The 17548-nt window shown below is 51.4% G+C and carries 14 protein-coding genes; 6 read left to right on the plus strand and 8 right to left on the minus strand.

Annotation, left to right across the window (positions count from 1 at the left end; all coding sequences use genetic code 11):
- Positions 1–3 precede the first annotated feature (3 nt).
- Together yihX and typA are read right to left on the minus strand one after the other, a co-directional pair.
- The gene (yihX, locus tag QLG08_RS17285) at positions 4–600 is read right to left on the minus strand and encodes a glucose-1-phosphatase (protein WP_014332993.1); all 597 of its coding nucleotides are present in this window, start codon (positions 598–600) and stop codon (positions 4–6) included.
- Between the two features lie 224 nt (positions 601–824).
- Positions 825–2648: a ribosome-dependent GTPase TypA gene (typA, locus tag QLG08_RS17290; protein ID WP_014332992.1), complete on the minus strand. Its 1824-nt coding sequence runs from the start codon at positions 2646–2648 to the stop codon at positions 825–827.
- 432 nt (positions 2649–3080) lie between these two features.
- On the opposite strand from typA, the gene glnA reads away from it, so the two are divergent.
- From glnA to glnG, 3 genes are all read left to right on the plus strand, one after another.
- On the plus strand, positions 3081–4490 hold the full coding sequence (glnA, locus tag QLG08_RS17295; RefSeq protein WP_014332991.1) for a glutamate--ammonia ligase: 1410 nt from the start codon (positions 3081–3083) through the stop codon (positions 4488–4490).
- A 193-nt stretch (positions 4491–4683) separates the two neighbouring features.
- Positions 4684–5733, plus strand: coding sequence for a nitrogen regulation protein NR(II) (gene glnL / locus QLG08_RS17300; protein WP_014332990.1), 1050 nt, complete (start codon positions 4684–4686; stop codon positions 5731–5733).
- A gap of 7 nt (positions 5734–5740) precedes the next feature.
- Positions 5741–7150 (plus strand): nitrogen regulation protein NR(I), encoded by a 1410-nt coding sequence (gene glnG / locus QLG08_RS17305; protein WP_014332989.1) that lies wholly within the window; start codon positions 5741–5743, stop codon positions 7148–7150.
- 40 nt (positions 7151–7190) lie between these two features.
- Here glnG and hemN read toward each other — a convergent pair whose 3' ends face one another.
- Together hemN and yihI are read right to left on the minus strand one after the other, a co-directional pair.
- Complete coding sequence (gene hemN, locus QLG08_RS17310) at positions 7191–8564, minus strand: oxygen-independent coproporphyrinogen III oxidase (protein ID WP_088900799.1); 1374 nt, start codon at positions 8562–8564, stop codon at positions 7191–7193.
- Positions 8565–8798: 234 nt separating this feature from the next.
- On the minus strand, positions 8799–9320 hold the full coding sequence (yihI, locus tag QLG08_RS17315; protein WP_014604730.1) for a Der GTPase-activating protein YihI: 522 nt from the start codon (positions 9318–9320) through the stop codon (positions 8799–8801).
- 549 nt (positions 9321–9869) lie between these two features.
- Here yihI and yihA point away from each other — a divergent pair.
- Positions 9870–10505 (plus strand): ribosome biogenesis GTP-binding protein YihA/YsxC, encoded by a 636-nt coding sequence (gene yihA / locus QLG08_RS17320; RefSeq protein ID WP_033774673.1) that lies wholly within the window; start codon positions 9870–9872, stop codon positions 10503–10505.
- Between the two features lie 395 nt (positions 10506–10900).
- Here yihA and polA read toward each other — a convergent pair whose 3' ends face one another.
- The 4 genes from polA to QLG08_RS17340 all read right to left on the minus strand — a co-directional run bounded on the left by polA (position 10901) and on the right by QLG08_RS17340 (position 16030).
- Positions 10901–13687, minus strand: coding sequence for a DNA polymerase I (gene polA, locus QLG08_RS17325; protein ID WP_161611127.1), 2787 nt, complete (start codon positions 13685–13687; stop codon positions 10901–10903).
- A gap of 380 nt (positions 13688–14067) precedes the next feature.
- Positions 14068–14697 (minus strand): thiol:disulfide interchange protein DsbA, encoded by a 630-nt coding sequence (dsbA, locus tag QLG08_RS17330; protein WP_013027789.1) that lies wholly within the window; start codon positions 14695–14697, stop codon positions 14068–14070.
- Positions 14698–14722: 25 nt separating this feature from the next.
- Positions 14723–15709: a serine/threonine protein kinase gene (locus tag QLG08_RS17335; protein WP_029570806.1), complete on the minus strand. Its 987-nt coding sequence runs from the start codon at positions 15707–15709 to the stop codon at positions 14723–14725.
- A gap of 45 nt (positions 15710–15754) precedes the next feature.
- A complete protein-coding gene (locus QLG08_RS17340) occupies positions 15755–16030 on the minus strand; it encodes a YihD family protein (RefSeq protein WP_013027791.1) in 276 nt (91 codons plus the stop codon).
- Positions 16031–16082: 52 nt separating this feature from the next.
- Here QLG08_RS17340 and mobA point away from each other — a divergent pair, with 52 nt between their 5' ends.
- Together mobA and mobB are read left to right on the plus strand one after the other, a co-directional pair.
- Positions 16083–16655 carry a molybdenum cofactor guanylyltransferase MobA gene (gene mobA / locus QLG08_RS17345; RefSeq protein WP_029569294.1) on the plus strand — a complete coding sequence of 191 codons (573 nt, stop codon included), beginning with the start codon at positions 16083–16085 and terminating at the stop codon, positions 16653–16655.
- Complete coding sequence (gene mobB / locus QLG08_RS17350) at positions 16655–17170, plus strand: molybdopterin-guanine dinucleotide biosynthesis protein MobB (RefSeq protein WP_022622399.1); 516 nt, start codon at positions 16655–16657, stop codon at positions 17168–17170. Before mobA ends, mobB begins: the two co-directional genes overlap by 1 nt.
- Positions 17171–17548: the final 378 nt, after the last annotated feature.

Consider the following 17548-nt stretch of genomic DNA (forward strand, 5'->3'; position numbering starts at 1 on the left):
GGCTTAATGCTGACCTGCAAACCAGTCCGGCACGGTTGTGCTGTCGGTTACCAGCACGCTGTTAATTCCCAGCGCCCGCGCGCCCTCAATATTCGCGGCATTGTCATCGAAGAACACGGCCTGATCGGCGCTCACCCCTTCAGCATCTAACACATGCTGATAGATTCTCGCTTCAGGTTTACGCATGCCCAGCTCCTGTGACAGGTAGATCTTGTCAGCCGCCTGCTGTACGTCAGGATATTGCGTTGGCCAGAAGGTACAGTGCAGGGCGTTGGTGTTGGAGAGAATCACCACCCGATGTCCCGCCTGTCTTAGCTGGTGCATTACGGCCAGCGTCTCCGGCCGGACACCAACAAAAACCGCCTGCCAGCCTGCCGCGAACTGTTCATAGCTCAGCGCGATATCCAGCTTCTCACACAGGGCTTCTGCAAAGGCCTCATCACTGATTTCGCCACGCTCATGCTGTTCAAATGCGTCATCCATATGGAAGTGGCTTTGAAGCGAGGCCAGCGGCACGCGGCTGAGGTCACTCCAGACGCCCAGTACGCGGTTAAAGTCGATATCGATAATCACATTGCCCAAATCAAAGATATACAGCATGGTGCCTCCTCGGGTTCCCTGGATCATTCACTCTAGCGGTAAAAGCGCAGCCTGAACAGGCAGCCTGGACGAGAAAAACAGAAACAGTAAATTAAGGCACGACGACACAACGTTGAAAGGGCGGAGAGAAGAAGTTACGGGCTGGTTTAAGGTAGATTTAACTCTGGGTAGCAATCGCGCAGGAAAAAAAAAGCCCCGTTTAAACGGGGCTTCCTACAGCGCAGTTATGCGTCTTTACCGCCGCGTGAAGCACGCTTACGGTCGTTTTCAGTCAGGTGACGTTTACGGATACGCACTGACTGAGGGGTCACTTCGACCAGTTCGTCATCATCAATGAACTCGATAGCCTGCTCAAGTGTCATTTTGATAGGTGGAACCAGCGTCGTCGCTTCGTCAGTACCGGAAGCACGCATGTTAGTCAGCTTCTTACCGGTCAGGCAGTTTACAGTCAGGTCGTTAGAACGACTGTGAATACCGATGATCTGGCCTTCATAAACTTCTGCACCGTGACCCAGGAACAGCTTGCCGCGATCCTGCAGACCGAACAGGGCGAACGCAACCGCTTTACCCTGACCGTTAGAGATCAGCACGCCGTTCTGACGCTGGCCCACTTCGCCCGCACGAATATCATCGTAGTGACTGAAGGTGGAGTACAGCAGACCGGTACCTGAGGTCATGGTCATAAATTCGTTACGGAAACCGATCAGGCCACGGCTTGGGATCACGTAGTCAAGACGTACGCGGCCCTTGCCATCTGGATCCATGTTTTTCAGGTCGCCTTTACGCTCGCCCATGGCTTGCATGACTGAACCCTGATGCGTTTCTTCGATATCCAGCGTCACGTTCTCGAAGGGCTCTTGCTTACGGCCTTCGAATTCGCGGAAGATAACTTTCGGACGGGATACCGCCAGTTCGAAACCTTCACGACGCATGTTCTCGATCAGAACAGACAGGTGCAGCTCACCACGGCCCGATACGCGGAACGCGTCAGCATCTTCGGTTTCTTCAACACGCAGTGCTACGTTGTGAACCAGTTCTTTGTTCAGACGCTCAAGGATCTGACGAGACGTCACGTACTTACCTTCTTTACCGCAGAACGGAGAGGTGTTGACGTTAAAGAACATGGTAACCGTTGGCTCATCCACGCTCAGTGCTGGCAGCGCCTGCACGTTCTGCGGATCACAAATGGTGTCAGAAATGTTCAGCTCGCCCAGACCGGTAATCGCAATGATATCGCCTGCTTCTGCCAGGTCGCTGTCAATACGCTCCAGGCCCAGGTGAGTCAGCACTTTACCGACTTTACCGTTACGGGTTTTACCTTCGCTATCAATGATAGTGACTTGCTGGTTAGGCTTCACTTTACCGCGCTTGATGCGGCCGATACCGATAACGCCCAGGTAGTTGTTGTAGTCCAGCTGAGAGATTTGCATCTGCAGCGGGGCATCCGCTTCAACCTGTGGAGGCGATACATGGTCGACAATAGCCTGATACAGCGGGGTCATATCGTCAGCCATGTCTGTGTGCTCAAGACCGGCAATACCATTCAGCGCCGAGGCGAAAATGATAGGGAAGTCGAGCTGCTCGTCAGTCGCATCCAGGTTAACGAACAGGTCAAATACCTGATCAACAACCCAATCAGGACGCGCGCCAGGACGGTCAACTTTGTTGATAACCACAATCGGCTTCAAACCATGCGCGAACGCTTTTTTGGTTACGAAGCGGGTTTGCGGCATAGGGCCATCCATCGCATCTACAACCAACAGTACCGAATCCACCATAGACATTACGCGTTCAACTTCACCACCGAAGTCGGCGTGTCCTGGGGTATCAACGATGTTGATACGGTAGTCGTTCCATTTAATGGCGGTATTTTTTGCGAGGATGGTAATCCCACGCTCTTTCTCCAAATCATTGGAGTCCATCACGCGCTCGGTGGCTTCAGTACGGGCATCGAAAGTACCGGACTGTTGCAGCAGTTTATCAACCAGGGTGGTCTTTCCATGGTCAACGTGCGCGATGATGGCGATGTTACGCAAATTTTCGATCACAGCTTTTTTGCCTCAGGCATTAGAAATAACGCGGTATTGTACACGGATTAAGCGGGAGACTGAACACGATCACACTTTTCACTGAAAGTTTATTGCATTGTCGCAAAATCGCACTAATAGGCGTGCAAAATTTGCACTGCGTCGATGTTTTGCACCAAAAAAGTGCTCACTTTCAACCCAACCGCACACAAACAGTGCAATGCAACTATCATGGTGCATGACCTTTATGACAAAAAGGTGCATGACAGCGCGATTTTGTGCAAAGAAATAAAGTTGGCACAGAATTCGCTTTGTATTATCCAGATGAAAACGATGTAAGACAACGGTTACAGAGCTGGTCAGGATCAGATTCAGGAAAGACAGTTAACAGTCGTCTATTCCGTAACCCGGTTCTCGCCATGTAGACAATGACCATTTCCAGGAGAGTTGAGTATGTCCGCTGAACACGTTCTCTCGATGATGAACGAGCATGAAGTTAAGTTTGTTGACCTGCGTTTTACCGATACCAAAGGTAAAGAACAGCACGTTACTATTCCGGCTCACCAGGTTAACGCTGACTTCTTCGAAGAAGGCAAGATGTTCGATGGCTCTTCCATCGGCGGCTGGAAAGGCATTAACGAATCAGACATGGTGCTGATGCCGGATGCAACCACGGCGGTAATGGATCCTTTCTTTGAAGATTCTACCCTGATCATTCGTTGCGACATTCTTGAGCCAGGCACCATGCAGGGCTATGACCGCGATCCACGTTCTATCGCTAAGCGCGCGGAAGATTACCTGCGTTCTTCAGGCATTGCGGATACCGTTCTGTTTGGCCCAGAGCCAGAGTTCTTCCTGTTTGACGATATTCGTTTTGGTTCTTCAACTTCGGGTTCTCATGTTGCTATCGACGATATCGAAGCAGCCTGGAACACCGGCAAAGAATACGAAGGCGGCAACAAAGGCCACCGTCCAGGCCTGAAAGGTGGTTACTTCCCGGTTCCACCGGTTGACTCATCACAGGACATCCGTTCTGCCATGTGTCTGACCATGGAGCAAATGGGTCTGGTTGTTGAAGCCCATCACCATGAAGTTGCAACAGCAGGTCAGAACGAAGTGGCTACACGCTTCAATACCATGACCAAAAAAGCTGACGAAATTCAGATCTACAAATATGTCGTTCACAACGTGGCTCATGCCTACGGCAAAACGGCGACCTTTATGCCAAAACCGATGTTTGGTGATAATGGTTCCGGTATGCACTGCCATATGTCGCTGTCTAAAGGCGGTCAGAACCTGTTCTCTGGCGATAAGTACGGCGGCCTGTCTGAAATGGCGCTGTTCTACATTGGCGGCATCATCAAGCATGCTAAAGCTATTAACGCCCTGGCGAACCCAACCACCAACTCCTACAAGCGTCTGGTGCCGGGTTATGAAGCGCCGGTGATGCTGGCCTATTCAGCGCGTAACCGTTCAGCCTCAATCCGTATCCCGGTTGTTGCCAGCCCGAAAGCACGTCGTATTGAAGCGCGCTTCCCGGATCCAGCGGCTAACCCATACCTGGCGTTTACCGCACTGCTGATGGCGGGTCTTGATGGCATCATCAACAAGATCCATCCTGGCGATGCGATGGACAAAAACCTGTATGACCTGCCACCGGAAGAAGAAGCTGAAATTCCAAAAGTTGCAGGTTCACTGGAAGAAGCGCTGATTGCCCTGAACGAAGACCGCGAGTTCCTGACCCGTGGCGGCGTGTTCACTGATGACGCGATCGATGCCTATATCGAACTGCGTAAATCCGAAAACGATCGTGTGCGCATGACGCCGCACCCGGTTGAGTTCGAACTGTACTACAGCGTTTAATTTCAGAATAAGCAAATGGGTGCCGCAGACAGATCTTGCAAAGGCGGCACCGATAGTCTGAAACGTTTTTTTGTTGCCGTGGAAACTTTAGCCCATCTTCGGATGGGCTTTTTTCTCCGCGAATTCATCGTTCATTCGCTTTAATTCCGGCTTAAAGATTACAATGCACTAAATCAGTGCAGAGGAACGCTGTATGGCAACTGCCTCACTGCCCGATGCCGGGCAGATTCTCAATACCTTAATCAACAGTATTTTGTTGGTGGATAACGATTTGGTTATTCACTACGCCAACCCCGCGGCACAGCAATTACTGGCGCAAAGCTCGCGTAAATTATTCGGCACGCCGTTACCTGAACTGACCGGCTACTTTTCGCTGAATGTCGAGGTAATGCGCGAGAGTCTTGAGGCGGGCCAGGGCTTTACGGACAGTGAAGTTACCCTGGTGGTCGATGGTCGGGCACATATTATGTCGCTGACAGCGCAGCGCTTGCCTGATGGCCTGATTTTGCTGGAAATGGCGCCCATGGATAATCAACGTCGCCTGAGCCAGGAACAACTCCAGCATGCTCAGCAGGTTGCGGCACGCGATCTGGTGCGTGGGCTGGCTCATGAGATTAAAAATCCGTTAGGCGGACTGCGCGGTGCGGCCCAGCTGCTGTCTCGCGCCCTGCCCGATCCCGCGCTGAATGAATATACCAAAGTCATTATTGAACAGGCCGATCGCCTGCGGAATCTGGTGGATCGCTTATTAGGGCCGCAACAGCCCGGGATGCACATCACCCAGAGTATTCATCAGGTCGCCGAACGGGTGGTCAACCTGGTCTCAATGGAGCTGCCAGAAAATGTGTCTCTGGTCCGCGATTACGATCCCAGCCTGCCGGAGTTGCCCCACGATCCCGACCAGATTGAACAGGTACTGCTGAATGTGGTGCGTAATGCGCTGCAGGCGCTGGGCGAGGACGGTGGCACGATAGTCATTCGCACCCGTACCGCCTTTCAGCTGACGCTGCACGGTACGCGGTATCGCCTGGTCGCCCGTATTGATATCGAAGATGACGGTCCCGGCATTCCGGCTCAGCTTCAGGATACGCTGTTTTATCCGATGGTAAGCGGACGTGAAGGCGGAACCGGTTTAGGTCTTTCTATTGCCCGTAGCCTGATTGATCAGCATTCAGGAAAAATTGAGTTTAACAGTTGGCCAGGTCATACCGAATTTTCGGTTTACCTGCCTATTCGCCAGTGAGGTTTCTATGCAACGAGGGATAGTCTGGATCGTCGATGACGATAGCTCCATCCGCTGGGTGCTTGAACGCGCGCTCACTGGAGCCGGTTTGAGCTGTGCGACCTTTGACAGTGCGAACGACGTGCTGAACGCATTAGCGACAAAAACGCCGGACGTTTTATTGTCAGACATTCGTATGCCCGGAATGGACGGGCTGACGCTGCTAAAACAGATTAAACAGCGCCATCCCATGCTCCCGGTCATCATCATGACGGCGCACTCCGATCTGGATGCCGCGGTCAGTGCCTATCAGCAAGGGGCCTTTGATTATCTGCCCAAGCCGTTTGATATTGATGAGGCTGTTGCGCTGGTCGAGCGCGCCATCAGCCACTATCAGGAACAGCAGCAGCCACGTAATCAGCCTGTCAGCGGCCCGACCACCGATATTATCGGCGAAGCGCCCGCCATGCAGGATGTGTTTCGTATTATTGGCCGTCTCTCTCGCTCGTCGATCAGCGTCCTGATCAACGGGGAATCCGGTACGGGTAAAGAACTGGTTGCGCATGCGCTGCATCGCCACAGCCCTCGCAGCAAAGCGCCGTTTATTGCCCTGAATATGGCCGCGATTCCCAAGGATTTGATCGAGTCAGAACTGTTTGGTCATGAAAAAGGGGCGTTTACCGGTGCCAATCAGATCCGTCAGGGCCGTTTTGAACAGGCTGATGGCGGCACGCTGTTTTTAGACGAAATCGGCGATATGCCGCTGGATGTTCAGACACGACTGCTGCGCGTTCTGGCTGACGGGCAATTTTACCGCGTCGGCGGCTATGCGCCGGTAAAAGTTGACGTCCGTATTATTGCCGCAACGCATCAGAACCTTGAACTGCGGGTGCAGGAAGGCAAGTTCCGTGAGGATTTATTCCATCGTCTGAACGTCATCCGCGTGCATCTGCCGCCGTTGCGTGAGCGCCGTGAGGATATCCCGCGTCTGGCCCGTTATTTCCTCCAGGTTGCGGCACGGGAACTGGGGGTTGAGGCCAAGATTCTGCACGCGGAAACCGAAACCGCGCTGACACGTCTGCACTGGTCGGGTAACGTGCGCCAGTTGGAGAATACCTGTCGGTGGTTAACCGTTATGGCTGCGGGACAGGAAGTGCTGATCCAGGATCTTCCGCCAGAGCTGTTTGAATCCAGTACCCCGGAAAGCCCTACTCAGTCGTTGCCGGATAACTGGGCAACCCTGCTGGCGCAGTGGGCTGACCGCGCCTTGCGTTCCGGTCATCAAAATCTACTGTCTGAAGCCCAGCCGGAGATGGAGCGTACGTTGCTGACCACGGCGCTCCGTCATACTCAGGGCCACAAACAGGAAGCGGCACGTTTGCTGGGTTGGGGGAGAAATACCCTGACGCGTAAGCTCAAAGAACTGGGGATGGAATAAGAAATCCACTGCCGGAACAGCGCAGGCTGCTCCGGCTTTTTTATATGACGCGTGAAAACTGCTGCTGCCGCGCCTTGTGACGTAGATACGCATCAAAGCACATACAGATATTTCGAATCAGCAAGCGTCCGGCTCCCGTCACTCTCAGGTCCGTTGCATGCTGCTCCACCAGCCCATCACTAATCAGCGGTTCTAACAGCGCCATGTCTTCCGCAAAATAGCGTTCAAACTGAATATTCCACTGCGCTTCGACCGTGCTGAAATCAAGTGAGAAATTGCAGATCAGCCTTTTAATCACGTCGCGACGTAAGCAGTCGTCTTCACTCAGCAGTAATCCGCGCCACAGGCCATGGCCCTGTTTTTCAACCTGACTGTACCAGTCGTTAAGCCCTTTCTGGTTTTGCGCATAGCTGTCGCCGATCATGCTAATCGCAGATACGCCAAGCCCCAGCAAGTCACTGTCGCCCTGTGTCGTATAACCCTGAAAGTTGCGGTGCAGTTTTCCTTCACGTTGCGCGACTGCCAGCTCGTCCTGCGGTTTAGCAAAGTGATCCATACCAATAAACTGATAGCCCTGTTGGGTCAGCGTGGTAATGGTCTGCTGGAGGATATCCAGCTTCTGCTGTGCTGAGGGCAGCTCATCTTCTTTAATTTTACGCTGTGCGGCGAACAGCGCGGGGAGATGGGCATAGTTAAAGACGCTGAGGCGATCGGGATCCAATGCGATAACGCGCTGCAAGGTATAAGCGAAGCTTTCAGGCGTTTGCAGCGGCAACCCGTAAATCAAATCGATGCTGGTTGAACGAAATCCCTGCTCGCGCGCCCGCGCCATCAAGGCAAAAATGACCGCTTCATCCTGTACACGATTCACCCGCTCCTGCACGGCTTTATTGAAATCCTGCACGCCCATGCTCAGGCGATTGAAACCACACGCGCGCAGGTGATCGATCATATCCAGTTCAATTTCACGTGGATCGACCTCGATCGACATCTCTGCGTCGTCGATAAAGGTAAAGTGCTGCTTCAACAGCGCCACCAGCCGGCTGATTTGCTGTTTATTAAGGAACGTGGGCGTTCCGCCGCCCCAGTGCAGCTGGCTAACCTGACGACCCTTAAACAGCGGTGCGCGGGCAGTGATCTCCTGCTCAAGCGCATTCAGATAACGGTCGGCTTTATGCAGCTGACGCGTGACAATCTTATTGCAGCCACAGAAGTAGCACAGGCGATGACAGAACGGGATGTGGATATACAGCGATAAAGCACGTTGCGGATAACGTTCAATGGCGTGTCTGAAGTCGTTATCGGTAAACTTATCGTTGAACGCTAAGGCGGTGGGATAAGACGTGTAACGCGGACCGGCAGAGTTATATTTTTCAATTAACGCCTGGTCCCACTTGATCTGCATTGCTGACATGCTCACTCCTTCCGCTTACGTTGCCGTCGTAAAGGTCGCGATCCAGAAGGAAAGAGAGGTGAGCGGGCGGAAACCCGACGTAAACGCTGCTTCAGACGCGACAGTCGCCGTAGTTTAAACAATAACCACAGCAGATAACATGTCATCAACAACACGAAAATTGATCCAGGCCAAAACATTGTCGTTTACCTGTTAAGCATGGCATGCGCATGCGCGCATGCCGATCAATACAGCTTAGTTACCTTTTAGCAGGCGATACATATCCTCTTCCGCCTCCTGGTCTTCCTCTTCGTCCATTTCAATACCAAGCTGTTCCATCAGTTCATCAATGCGATCCAGCGTCACGTCAAGCCAGCCCTGATCTTCTGATGACAACGTCTCACCCTTTTCAAGACGATCGAGCAGCGCATCCAGGCGCTCACTGTTCTCCAGCTGCGCCAGCTCCTCTTCAGGCGTGAGAGACACTTTTTTCTCCCTCGCCGGTTTGGCCGCAACGTTTTTCGCTTTTGCCGGTGCGGCCTTTTCGTCAGCGATCAATGCCACTGGCTTCTTGCTGCCAATACGCGGGTCTTTCGCGGCGGCGCTTTGCTTGCCGTTGTTGCTCTGCGTTTGCGGATTAGCACGGCTGCCTGACGCATGGCCACGATGCTTTTTATCGCGTTTACGATCGCGCGCTTCATTATTGATATCTTCACGCGATTTACGTTTAGCTTTGGCGACAGGCTTACCTTTCGCAGCGCTTGCAGGTTGCTTCATGATGTTCGGTCCCGGTGTTTTTTATTCAGTATAGAATTGCGGCGAAATCTAGCAGAAACCAGACAAAGAAAAAAGGCGACAGCTCAAGCTGTCGCCTTATTTCATACCTTCAGCAGAAGGAATCATGTTTCAAATCCGTTTCGGCTCACAACGTCCCGGTTAATCCTGCGCCTGCTCAACTCCTGAGCGTATCCCTTTCCTTTTCCGGCTCCCATCCATAGCCATTTCCATTCCAGCCGCTCTTCGTTATCCCAACATTCCTGAGCGCATCATCCTGATGAGTGCGTCCTGCACTGCTGAATAATGTAGACCATATGGTAAAAGGCTCAAGTAACACATGTCAGTCTTTAGGCGAAAAAACCTGTACTTAAGTATAATTCACTGAATTTTAATGGTTTATTTTTTTAATTATTTAACTAAAAAGAGACATAACGGGCAAAATTTATGGCAAATATCTTACAAAGGCGCCTCACCAATGGTATTGAGCACTTTCGCGCCATAACGCGTATAATCAGCGCCATTGCCCTAATGCGTTTCTGGAGTATTCCCTTGTCTGAACTGAATTACCATGTCACCCGCTTCATTCTTAGCGCACCGGACATCCGCCATTTGCCCTCTGATACCGGCATTGAAGTTGCGTTTGCTGGTCGTTCAAACGCGGGTAAATCCAGCGCCTTAAATACGCTCACCAATCAAAAAGGCCTGGCGCGAACCAGTAAAACACCCGGTCGTACGCAGCTGATTAACCTGTTTGAAGTTGCAGAAGGCAAGCGCCTCGTAGACTTACCGGGTTACGGCTATGCTGAAGTGCCAGAAGAGATGAAACTCAAATGGCAACGGGCATTGGGCGAATATCTGCAAAAAAGGCAGGCGCTTAAAGGCCTGGTGGTACTGATGGATATCCGCCACCCGCTTAAAGATCTGGATCAGCAAATGATTCAATGGGCGGTTGAGAGCGAGATCCCTGTCCTCCTGCTGCTGACTAAAGCTGACAAGCTCGCTTCCGGCGCACGTAAAGCCCAGCTCAATATGGTGAAAGAAGCCTCAATGGCGTTTATGGGTGATGTGCAGGTTGAGGTTTTCTCATCGCTGAAAAAAATCGGCGTCGACAAAGTGCGCCATAAGCTGAATAGCTGGTTTAGTGAACTCGAACCTGCTGTTGAAGATCAGGGCACTGAAGCCTGACAAACCTCACAGGCTGCCGTTTTTTAGCGTCAGCCCAATAAAAAACGCCCCAGTCACAGAATGACTGGGGCGGCTAAATTCAGCCAAATCCGATTACGTGAAGTAAAAGGTCTGAAAGATAGAACATCTTACCTCTGTACCCTACGCCTCGAACTTTACCTGATTTTTTGTGAGCAACAAAGGTTTTTTTGTTGCTCTCTTTCATTTTTAGTCACTTTTTTTACCATGCTCGTCACAAAAATGAGGATGGCATGTAGTTAAATTACAAAAAAAGTGCTTAGGCCATAATAAGTTACTGCATCGTTTTGCAGCGCCGGTACCACGGTGTGCCGGCTTCATGCCTGATCACGTGATAATGCGCCAGCGGTGGCGCATAAACGCCACCAGCCAGAGTCTTAATGCGCCTGATCCCAGTTGTCGCCTACGCCGACTTCGACCAGTAAGGGGACATCCAGCGCCATACTGCCCTCCATCAGCGCGCGAATCTGCTTGCTGGCTTCATCGACGGCTTCAGCTTTGATTTCAAACACCAGTTCATCGTGCACTTGCATGATCATCCTGACCGCATCATCGGTTTGCTTTTGTAACCAGTCATCGACCGCAATCATGGCGCGTTTGATGATATCCGCGGCCGTTCCCTGCATGGGGGCATTAATCGCCGCACGTTCAGCAGCTTTACGACGAATGGCGTTACTGGACTTGATGTCGGGCAACCACAAACGGCGTCCATCCAGCGTTTCAACATACCCGTTACTGGCTGCAAGCTGCCGCGTGTTTTCCATATAGCGCAGCACGCCAGGATAGCGCTCGAAGTACAAATCCATATACTTTTTCGCTTCGCCTGCGCCAATGTTCAGCTGGCGAGATAATCCAAACGCGCTCATGCCGTAGATAAGACCAAAGTTAATGGCCTTGGCGCTACGACGTTGTTCGCCCGTGACCTTAGACAGCGGCACGCCAAAGACCTCTGACGCAGTAGCACGGTGAATATCTTCTCCCTGGGAAAAGGCATCGAGCAGGCCTTTATCCTGTGACAGATGCGCCATGATACGCAGTTCAATCTGTGAATAGTCCGCCGCCACGATACGGTTCCCCTTGCCCGCAACAAAGGCCTGACGAATGCGGCGTCCTTCATCGTTACGGACCGGGATGTTTTGCAGGTTAGGATCGGTTGAAGACAGGCGACCGGTAGCCGTTACCGCCTGATGATAGGACGTGTGCACGCGACCGCTGACAGGATTGATCATCAGCGGCAGTTTATCAGTGTAAGTTGACTTCAGTTTCGACAACCCACGGTGCTCCAGAATGACCTTTGGCAGCGGATAGTCCAGTGCCAGCTCAGCCAGAACTTCTTCACTGGTAGAAGGCGCGCCTCCGGGTGTTTTCTTCGTCGGCTTAATGCCCTGCTTTTCAAACAGGACGACCTGCAGCTGCTTGGTCGATGAGAGATTAAAGGGCTCGCCCGCCAGCTCATGCGCTTTAAGCTCAAGCTCAGCCAGGCGCGATGTCAGCTCTTTAGAGTGCTGCGCCAGAATGGCTTGATCGATCAATACGCCGTTACGCTCAACACGTGAAATCACCTTAAGCAGGGGCATTTCAATTTGTTCAAAAACCTTTTTAGGGCCGGCTTCTTTTTCAAGCTCAGGCCACATTTTCAAATGCAGTTGCAGAGTGACATCGGCATCTTCTGCTGCGTAATGTGCAGCCTGCTCTAAAGCGATTTGATTAAATGTGAGCTGATTTTTCCCTTTACCGGCGATCTCTTCAAAGGTAATGGTTTTATGATTCAGCCACCGCGCAGACAGGCTGTCCATATCATGCTTGCCCACTACGCTGTTCAGGATATATGACTCCAGCATGGTGTCATATTTGATACCGGCGAGTTCAATATCGTAGTTTTTCAGCACGCCACGATCGTATTTGAGATTTTGCCCTACTTTACTGGCGTCAGGATCTTCGAGCAGCGGCTTGAGTTGCGCAAGAACGGCATCGCGGTCGAGCTGCTCCGGCGCATCGAGGTAATCATGTGCCACGGGCAGATAAGCCGCCTCACCTGGCGCTACCGCAAAACTGAGGCCGACGATATTAGCCGTTAACGTATCCAGCCCATCGGTTTCGAGATCGAACGCAAAGACCTCGCTGTTTTTCAGCTTCTCCACCCAGGCATCTAAGGTTTGCTGATCCAGAATGGTGATATAGCCGTCAGCCGATAACAGGCTGGTGGCCTCAACGCTCGCCACCGGCTCATCGGTAAGAACCTGCTGGGCTTGCCGGTTGCTTTTAGTACCCTGCAGCCATTTTCCCTCTTGCAGGTCGGTCAACCAGCGCTTGAATTCGAAACGGCTAAATAGTGCTTGCAGCGCGTTAACATCAGGTTCGCTGACCATAAGCGCTTCACAGGGTTGATCGAGCTCGACGTCTGTTTTAATGGTGGCAAGCTGATAAGAAAGAAAAGCAACATCGCGATTCTGCTCCAGTTTCGCGGCCATGGTTTTTGCACCGCGAAAAGAGAGATCGGCGACTTTATCAAGATTGTCGTAAATGGACTGCATCCCGCCCAGCCCCTGCAGCAGCGCCTGGGCTGTTTTTTCACCCACGCCGGGTACGCCGGGAATATTATCTGAGCTGTCCCCCATCATCGCCAGAAAATCGATGATCAACGACGGTGGCACACCATACTTCTGCTCAACCTCTTCTGGGCCAAGAATGGTATTCGTCATGGTATTGATTAGCGTAATGCCCGGTGTGACAAGCTGCGCCATATCTTTATCGCCGGTGCTGATCAGAACAGCGTGGCCTTTTTTCTCTGCCTCTAACGCCAGCGTACCAATCACATCGTCCGCTTCAACGCCGCTGACAGCCAACAGCGGCAAGCCCATCGCACGCACCATTTCGTGCAGCGGCGCTATTTGTGACCGCAAATCATCAGGCATCGGTGGGCGGTGGGATTTGTAATGTTCAAACAGTTCATCCCTGAAGGTTTTGCCTTTAGCATCAAACACCACAGCAACATGTGTAGGGCTGTACTGTACCAACAGGCTTTTCAGCATGTTGAGCACGCCATACATAGCACCAGTAGGCTCACCTGCGCTGTTGGTTAGCGGTGGGAAAGCGTGGTACGCGCGATAAAGATAGGATGAGCCATCAACCAAAATCAGGGGGTTTTCTGCTATTTGCGCCATATGTCTGTGTATTCTTCGTTGCCATGGATTGGCCTATAAGGATGCCACACCTTGGCGAAAAGGGTTAATCAAGACAAACAGGGAGTGACGTTTTTCGTGCTTCTGTAATGAGGATCGCAACGATCTTTCTGTGGATAACTTTGTGCGTAAAAATTATATCAATAGTTTATTTATGTCATAAAAAAGATTCAGCCAAAATTAAAAATAATAAAATCATATAGTTAATATAAATCCGTGATGCGATCGTGATTTTTAATGGCATGTTTGCTTGTGTGGATAGAAAAACTGTGCTTCTTCAACAGGTCAGCGATGGGCGCACAAATTACAAATGAAAACGCCAGCGTATGCTGGCGTTTTGCAAAAAACTCAGCGTAAAACGCTTATTTTTTCTCAACCAGGAACTTCACTACGTTGGCATAATCCGCCACGAAGTTCGCCATTGAGCTGGTATCCAGACCGCCGTTATTAACCATATATTTGCCATTAATAAACATTGCTGGCACGCCGCGCAGATCAACGTCAGACGCCGCTTTTTGCTGCTGGGCAACAAGGGCTTTTACTGCAAAGCTGTTCCAGGCCGCATCGTACTGCTCAGAAGAAATGCCCGCTGCTTTGATGAATACGTCTTTCAGGCTGGCTGCATCCGTAATCGTCTGGCTTTTCTGAATGCCATCAAAAATAGGTGAAGTCACTTTATCTTCTACGCCCAGCGCCATCGCGACGGCCCACGCATGAGTGACAACGGGACCTAAGTCGCCGCCAAGGAAGTCAACGTGGTACTTCACCATCTTCGTATCGGCTGGCAGATTCTTTTTAACTGCATCACCGACATGGTAAATTTGCTCAAACTGGTAGCAGTGCGGGCAGAAAAAAGAGAAAAACTCCATAACCTGGGGTTCACCTGCAACAGGTTTAGGCAGGCTAACGTATTGTTTACCTTCAGTGAATTGTGCAGCAGATGCGCTGAACGCCAGCACCAAACCCATCAGTGCAAAAAATATTTTCTTCATTGGGGAAAACTCTCCTGACTTTTCATTAAAATTGCGGGGCCAGCTGCAACGGAGGTTCCCGTAACACCTTTTCCTGCTCGATAAACTGCAAAATTTGCCGGCGCCAGAAATCCTCATCCGTCATCCAGGGGAAAGCGCGCGGAAAAGCGGGATCCTGCCAGCGGCGCACGACCCAGGCCAGATAATAAATCATGCGCATAGCACGTAAAGGCTCAATCAGTGACAATTCGTTAATATCGAAGTCGCTGAATTCACTGTATGCGTCCAACAGAATATCCCATTGGATGCGTTGTTCATGCTTGTCTCCGCTAATTAACATCCACAGATCCTGAATAGCGGGACCATTGCGGGCATCATCAAGATCGACAAACAGCGGGCCATCGCGCCACAGAATATTGCCCGGATGGCAATCACCATGTAAGCGTAGCGGCTGCCAGTCGCTATGCCAGCACTGCCGCAGCGTGATGCCAAGTTTATCGACAGCTTCCAGCAATGCTGGGCGGAGTGACGCAGGCACGAGCTCAGCCTTTGCCAGGACTTCTCGCGGCTGCTCCAGATATTCTTCAAGCCCTATGGATGGGCGTTGCTGAAACAGGCTTTTGCGGCCAGTTTGATGAATACGTCCCAGGAAACGGCCTACCCATTCCATCTGATCTTCGTTGTCGGTTTCATACTGCCGTCCACCCAGGCTGGGAAAGACCGCATAGTAAAAGCCAGCATGACGTTGCAGCGTATCGCCCTGCAAAACTAACGGCGCGGCAATCGGCACCTCGTCGTCCAGCAAATCCTGGGAAAACCGATGCTCTTCGGTGATCTGTTCTGCACTCCAGCGCTGAGGGCGATAAAACTTGGCCACATAGCGACGTTTTTCATCGTCGCTAAACTGATAAACCCGATTTTCATAGCTGTTCAGGGCGGTTAAGCCGGAATCTACCCGTATACCCGTTTCCCAAAGCGCATCCAACAGGACATCAGGATTGAGTGTCTGGAAGTTAAAGGCGGCATCACTCATGGTTATCCCTGTGCTTATCTTTACGGTTAATGGCCAAGGATAACACTACTCGTCATTTTTGATGACACCACGTGCACGTAGCAGGGCGGTTTTAAAATCGACTTCATAATCTTTTTTCAGGCCTGGAATCTGATCGTCGCTGGCTGAATCACGCATTTTTAGATGATAAATCAATACGTCATCGCTTAATTCACTTAATGGGCCAATGAAACCAGACTCGTGGGCCAGTTTTTGTAAAAATGCCAACAGGTTAAGATCGGGCTCTTTCTCCCATGCCGGTTGCAGGAGTTCAAGCAGTTCAGTCAGCCGATGGGTTTTCATAATGATTCCTCAATGCAGGTGATTCACGTCCAGAATGACACAAGGAGACAAGATGGCAGCATTTACCGGTGTAATCCTTGCTGGTGGACAAGGTAGCCGTATGGGCGGGCAGGATAAAGGATTACTTATGATGCAGAGTAAACCCCTATACCAACACGTTCTACAGCGGTTGAGGCCGCAGGTAGACATTGTGTTAATAAGCGCTAACCGCAACATTGATCGTTATCAGCTAAGTGGTTATCAGGTCGTAACCGATTCAATCAAGGACTACCCAGGACCGCTTGCAGGTATGTTGAGCGGTTTACGGCACAGCCCCACTGATTGGGTGGCATTTTGTGCCTGTGATACACCTCAGATCCCCGGTGATTTTGTTGCGCGCCTCTGGCAGCAGCGTAACAACGCACCTGCTGTATGGGTGAAATCCTCCCAGCGGGATCATCCAACCCTGGCCTTGATGAATAAGGCGATTGCCGACGATCTTGAGACATGGTTGTTACGGGGGGAGCGCAGGCTTATGCAGTTTATGCGTGAGCATGGTGGGCACCCGGTTTTATTTAGCGATCCAGAGTCAGCGTTCAGCAACATCAATACACCTGACGATCTGATCATGCAGGAGAAGTCATAATGCATATTCCGTTATTGGCCATTGTCGCCTGGAGCGGAACCGGTAAAACCACACTACTCGAGCAAGTTATACCCTTGTTAAAAGCGCAGGAAATACGTGCAGGATTAATTAAACATACCCACCATGACATGGACGTAGACAGGCCGGGTAAAGACAGCTATCGGCTGCGTAAAGCCGGAGCCGATCAGGTTATTGTCGCCAGCGACAGGCGTTGGGCGCTGATGTGTGAAACGCCTGAGCAGCCTGTCAGCTTAATGACGTTAGTGGGACGAATGGACGGCGAACAGTTGGATGTAGTGTTAGTCGAAGGATTTAAAGATGAGCCAGTCGCCAAAATTGTGCTTTGGCGATCGGGTATTAAAGGTGAGCTAGCAGCACTGCTGGATGAGAAGGTGGTGGCTGTCGCCTGTGACGACACGACTTTAAACCTGAATGTGCCCGTTTTGAACATCAACCAGCCACAAGAAGTGGCCGCATTTATCCTGACATGGCTGGGTAAAAAGGCGCATAGCTGACAACACAATGGGTAGCGAGTGAATGATGCAGATCAGCAGCGTTCAGTAGAGGGTTTTCCCGTCTTCGAACGGCAAAGAAGGTGTAATTACCATCATCGTTAGAGCCTGTCTGCCGCGTACCAGATGACGTGCCTGTGTTTTACGTCGCTCCGCCACTGCACCCGTGCCTTGCTACAGGTTCACCGTTGCCCGCTAAACGCCGGTAAAGGGATGCGTCCGGTCCGGAACGGCGCAGAGATGAGGGGTTATCTGCCAGATCGCAGACGTAAAAAAGCCCTGAACGTCAGTTCAGGGCTTTTTTACTTGTTTGATGCCTGGCAGTTCCCTACTCTCGCATGGGGAGACCCCACACTACCATCGGCGCTACGGCGTTTCACT

It is taken from the genome of Pantoea sp. V106_11 (genome assembly GCF_029967885.1).
GTDB classification, from domain to species: domain Bacteria; phylum Pseudomonadota; class Gammaproteobacteria; order Enterobacterales; family Enterobacteriaceae; genus Pantoea; species Pantoea ananatis.

Excerpts from the sequence above, each read along its gene's own strand:
- yihX (WP_014332993.1), bottom strand. The coding sequence starts at position 600 with ATGCTGTATATCTTTGATTTGGGCAATGTGATTATCGATATCGACTTT.
- glnA (WP_014332991.1), top strand. The coding sequence starts at position 3,081 with ATGTCCGCTGAACACGTTCTCTCGATGATGAACGAGCATGAAGTTAAG.
- glnL (WP_014332990.1), top strand. The coding sequence starts at position 4,684 with ATGGCAACTGCCTCACTGCCCGATGCCGGGCAGATTCTCAATACCTTA.
- glnG (WP_014332989.1), top strand. The coding sequence starts at position 5,741 with ATGCAACGAGGGATAGTCTGGATCGTCGATGACGATAGCTCCATCCGC.
- hemN (WP_088900799.1), bottom strand. The coding sequence starts at position 8,564 with ATGTCAGCAATGCAGATCAAGTGGGACCAGGCGTTAATTGAAAAATAT.
- yihI (WP_014604730.1), bottom strand. The coding sequence starts at position 9,320 with ATGAAGCAACCTGCAAGCGCTGCGAAAGGTAAGCCTGTCGCCAAAGCT.
- polA (WP_161611127.1), bottom strand. The coding sequence starts at position 13,687 with ATGGCGCAAATAGCAGAAAACCCCCTGATTTTGGTTGATGGCTCATCC.
- dsbA (WP_013027789.1), bottom strand. The coding sequence starts at position 14,697 with ATGAAGAAAATATTTTTTGCACTGATGGGTTTGGTGCTGGCGTTCAGC.
- QLG08_RS17335 (WP_029570806.1), bottom strand. The coding sequence starts at position 15,709 with ATGAGTGATGCCGCCTTTAACTTCCAGACACTCAATCCTGATGTCCTG.
- QLG08_RS17340 (WP_013027791.1), bottom strand. The coding sequence starts at position 16,030 with ATGAAAACCCATCGGCTGACTGAACTGCTTGAACTCCTGCAACCGGCA.
- mobA (WP_029569294.1), top strand. The coding sequence starts at position 16,083 with ATGGCAGCATTTACCGGTGTAATCCTTGCTGGTGGACAAGGTAGCCGT.
- mobB (WP_022622399.1), top strand. The coding sequence starts at position 16,655 with ATGCATATTCCGTTATTGGCCATTGTCGCCTGGAGCGGAACCGGTAAA.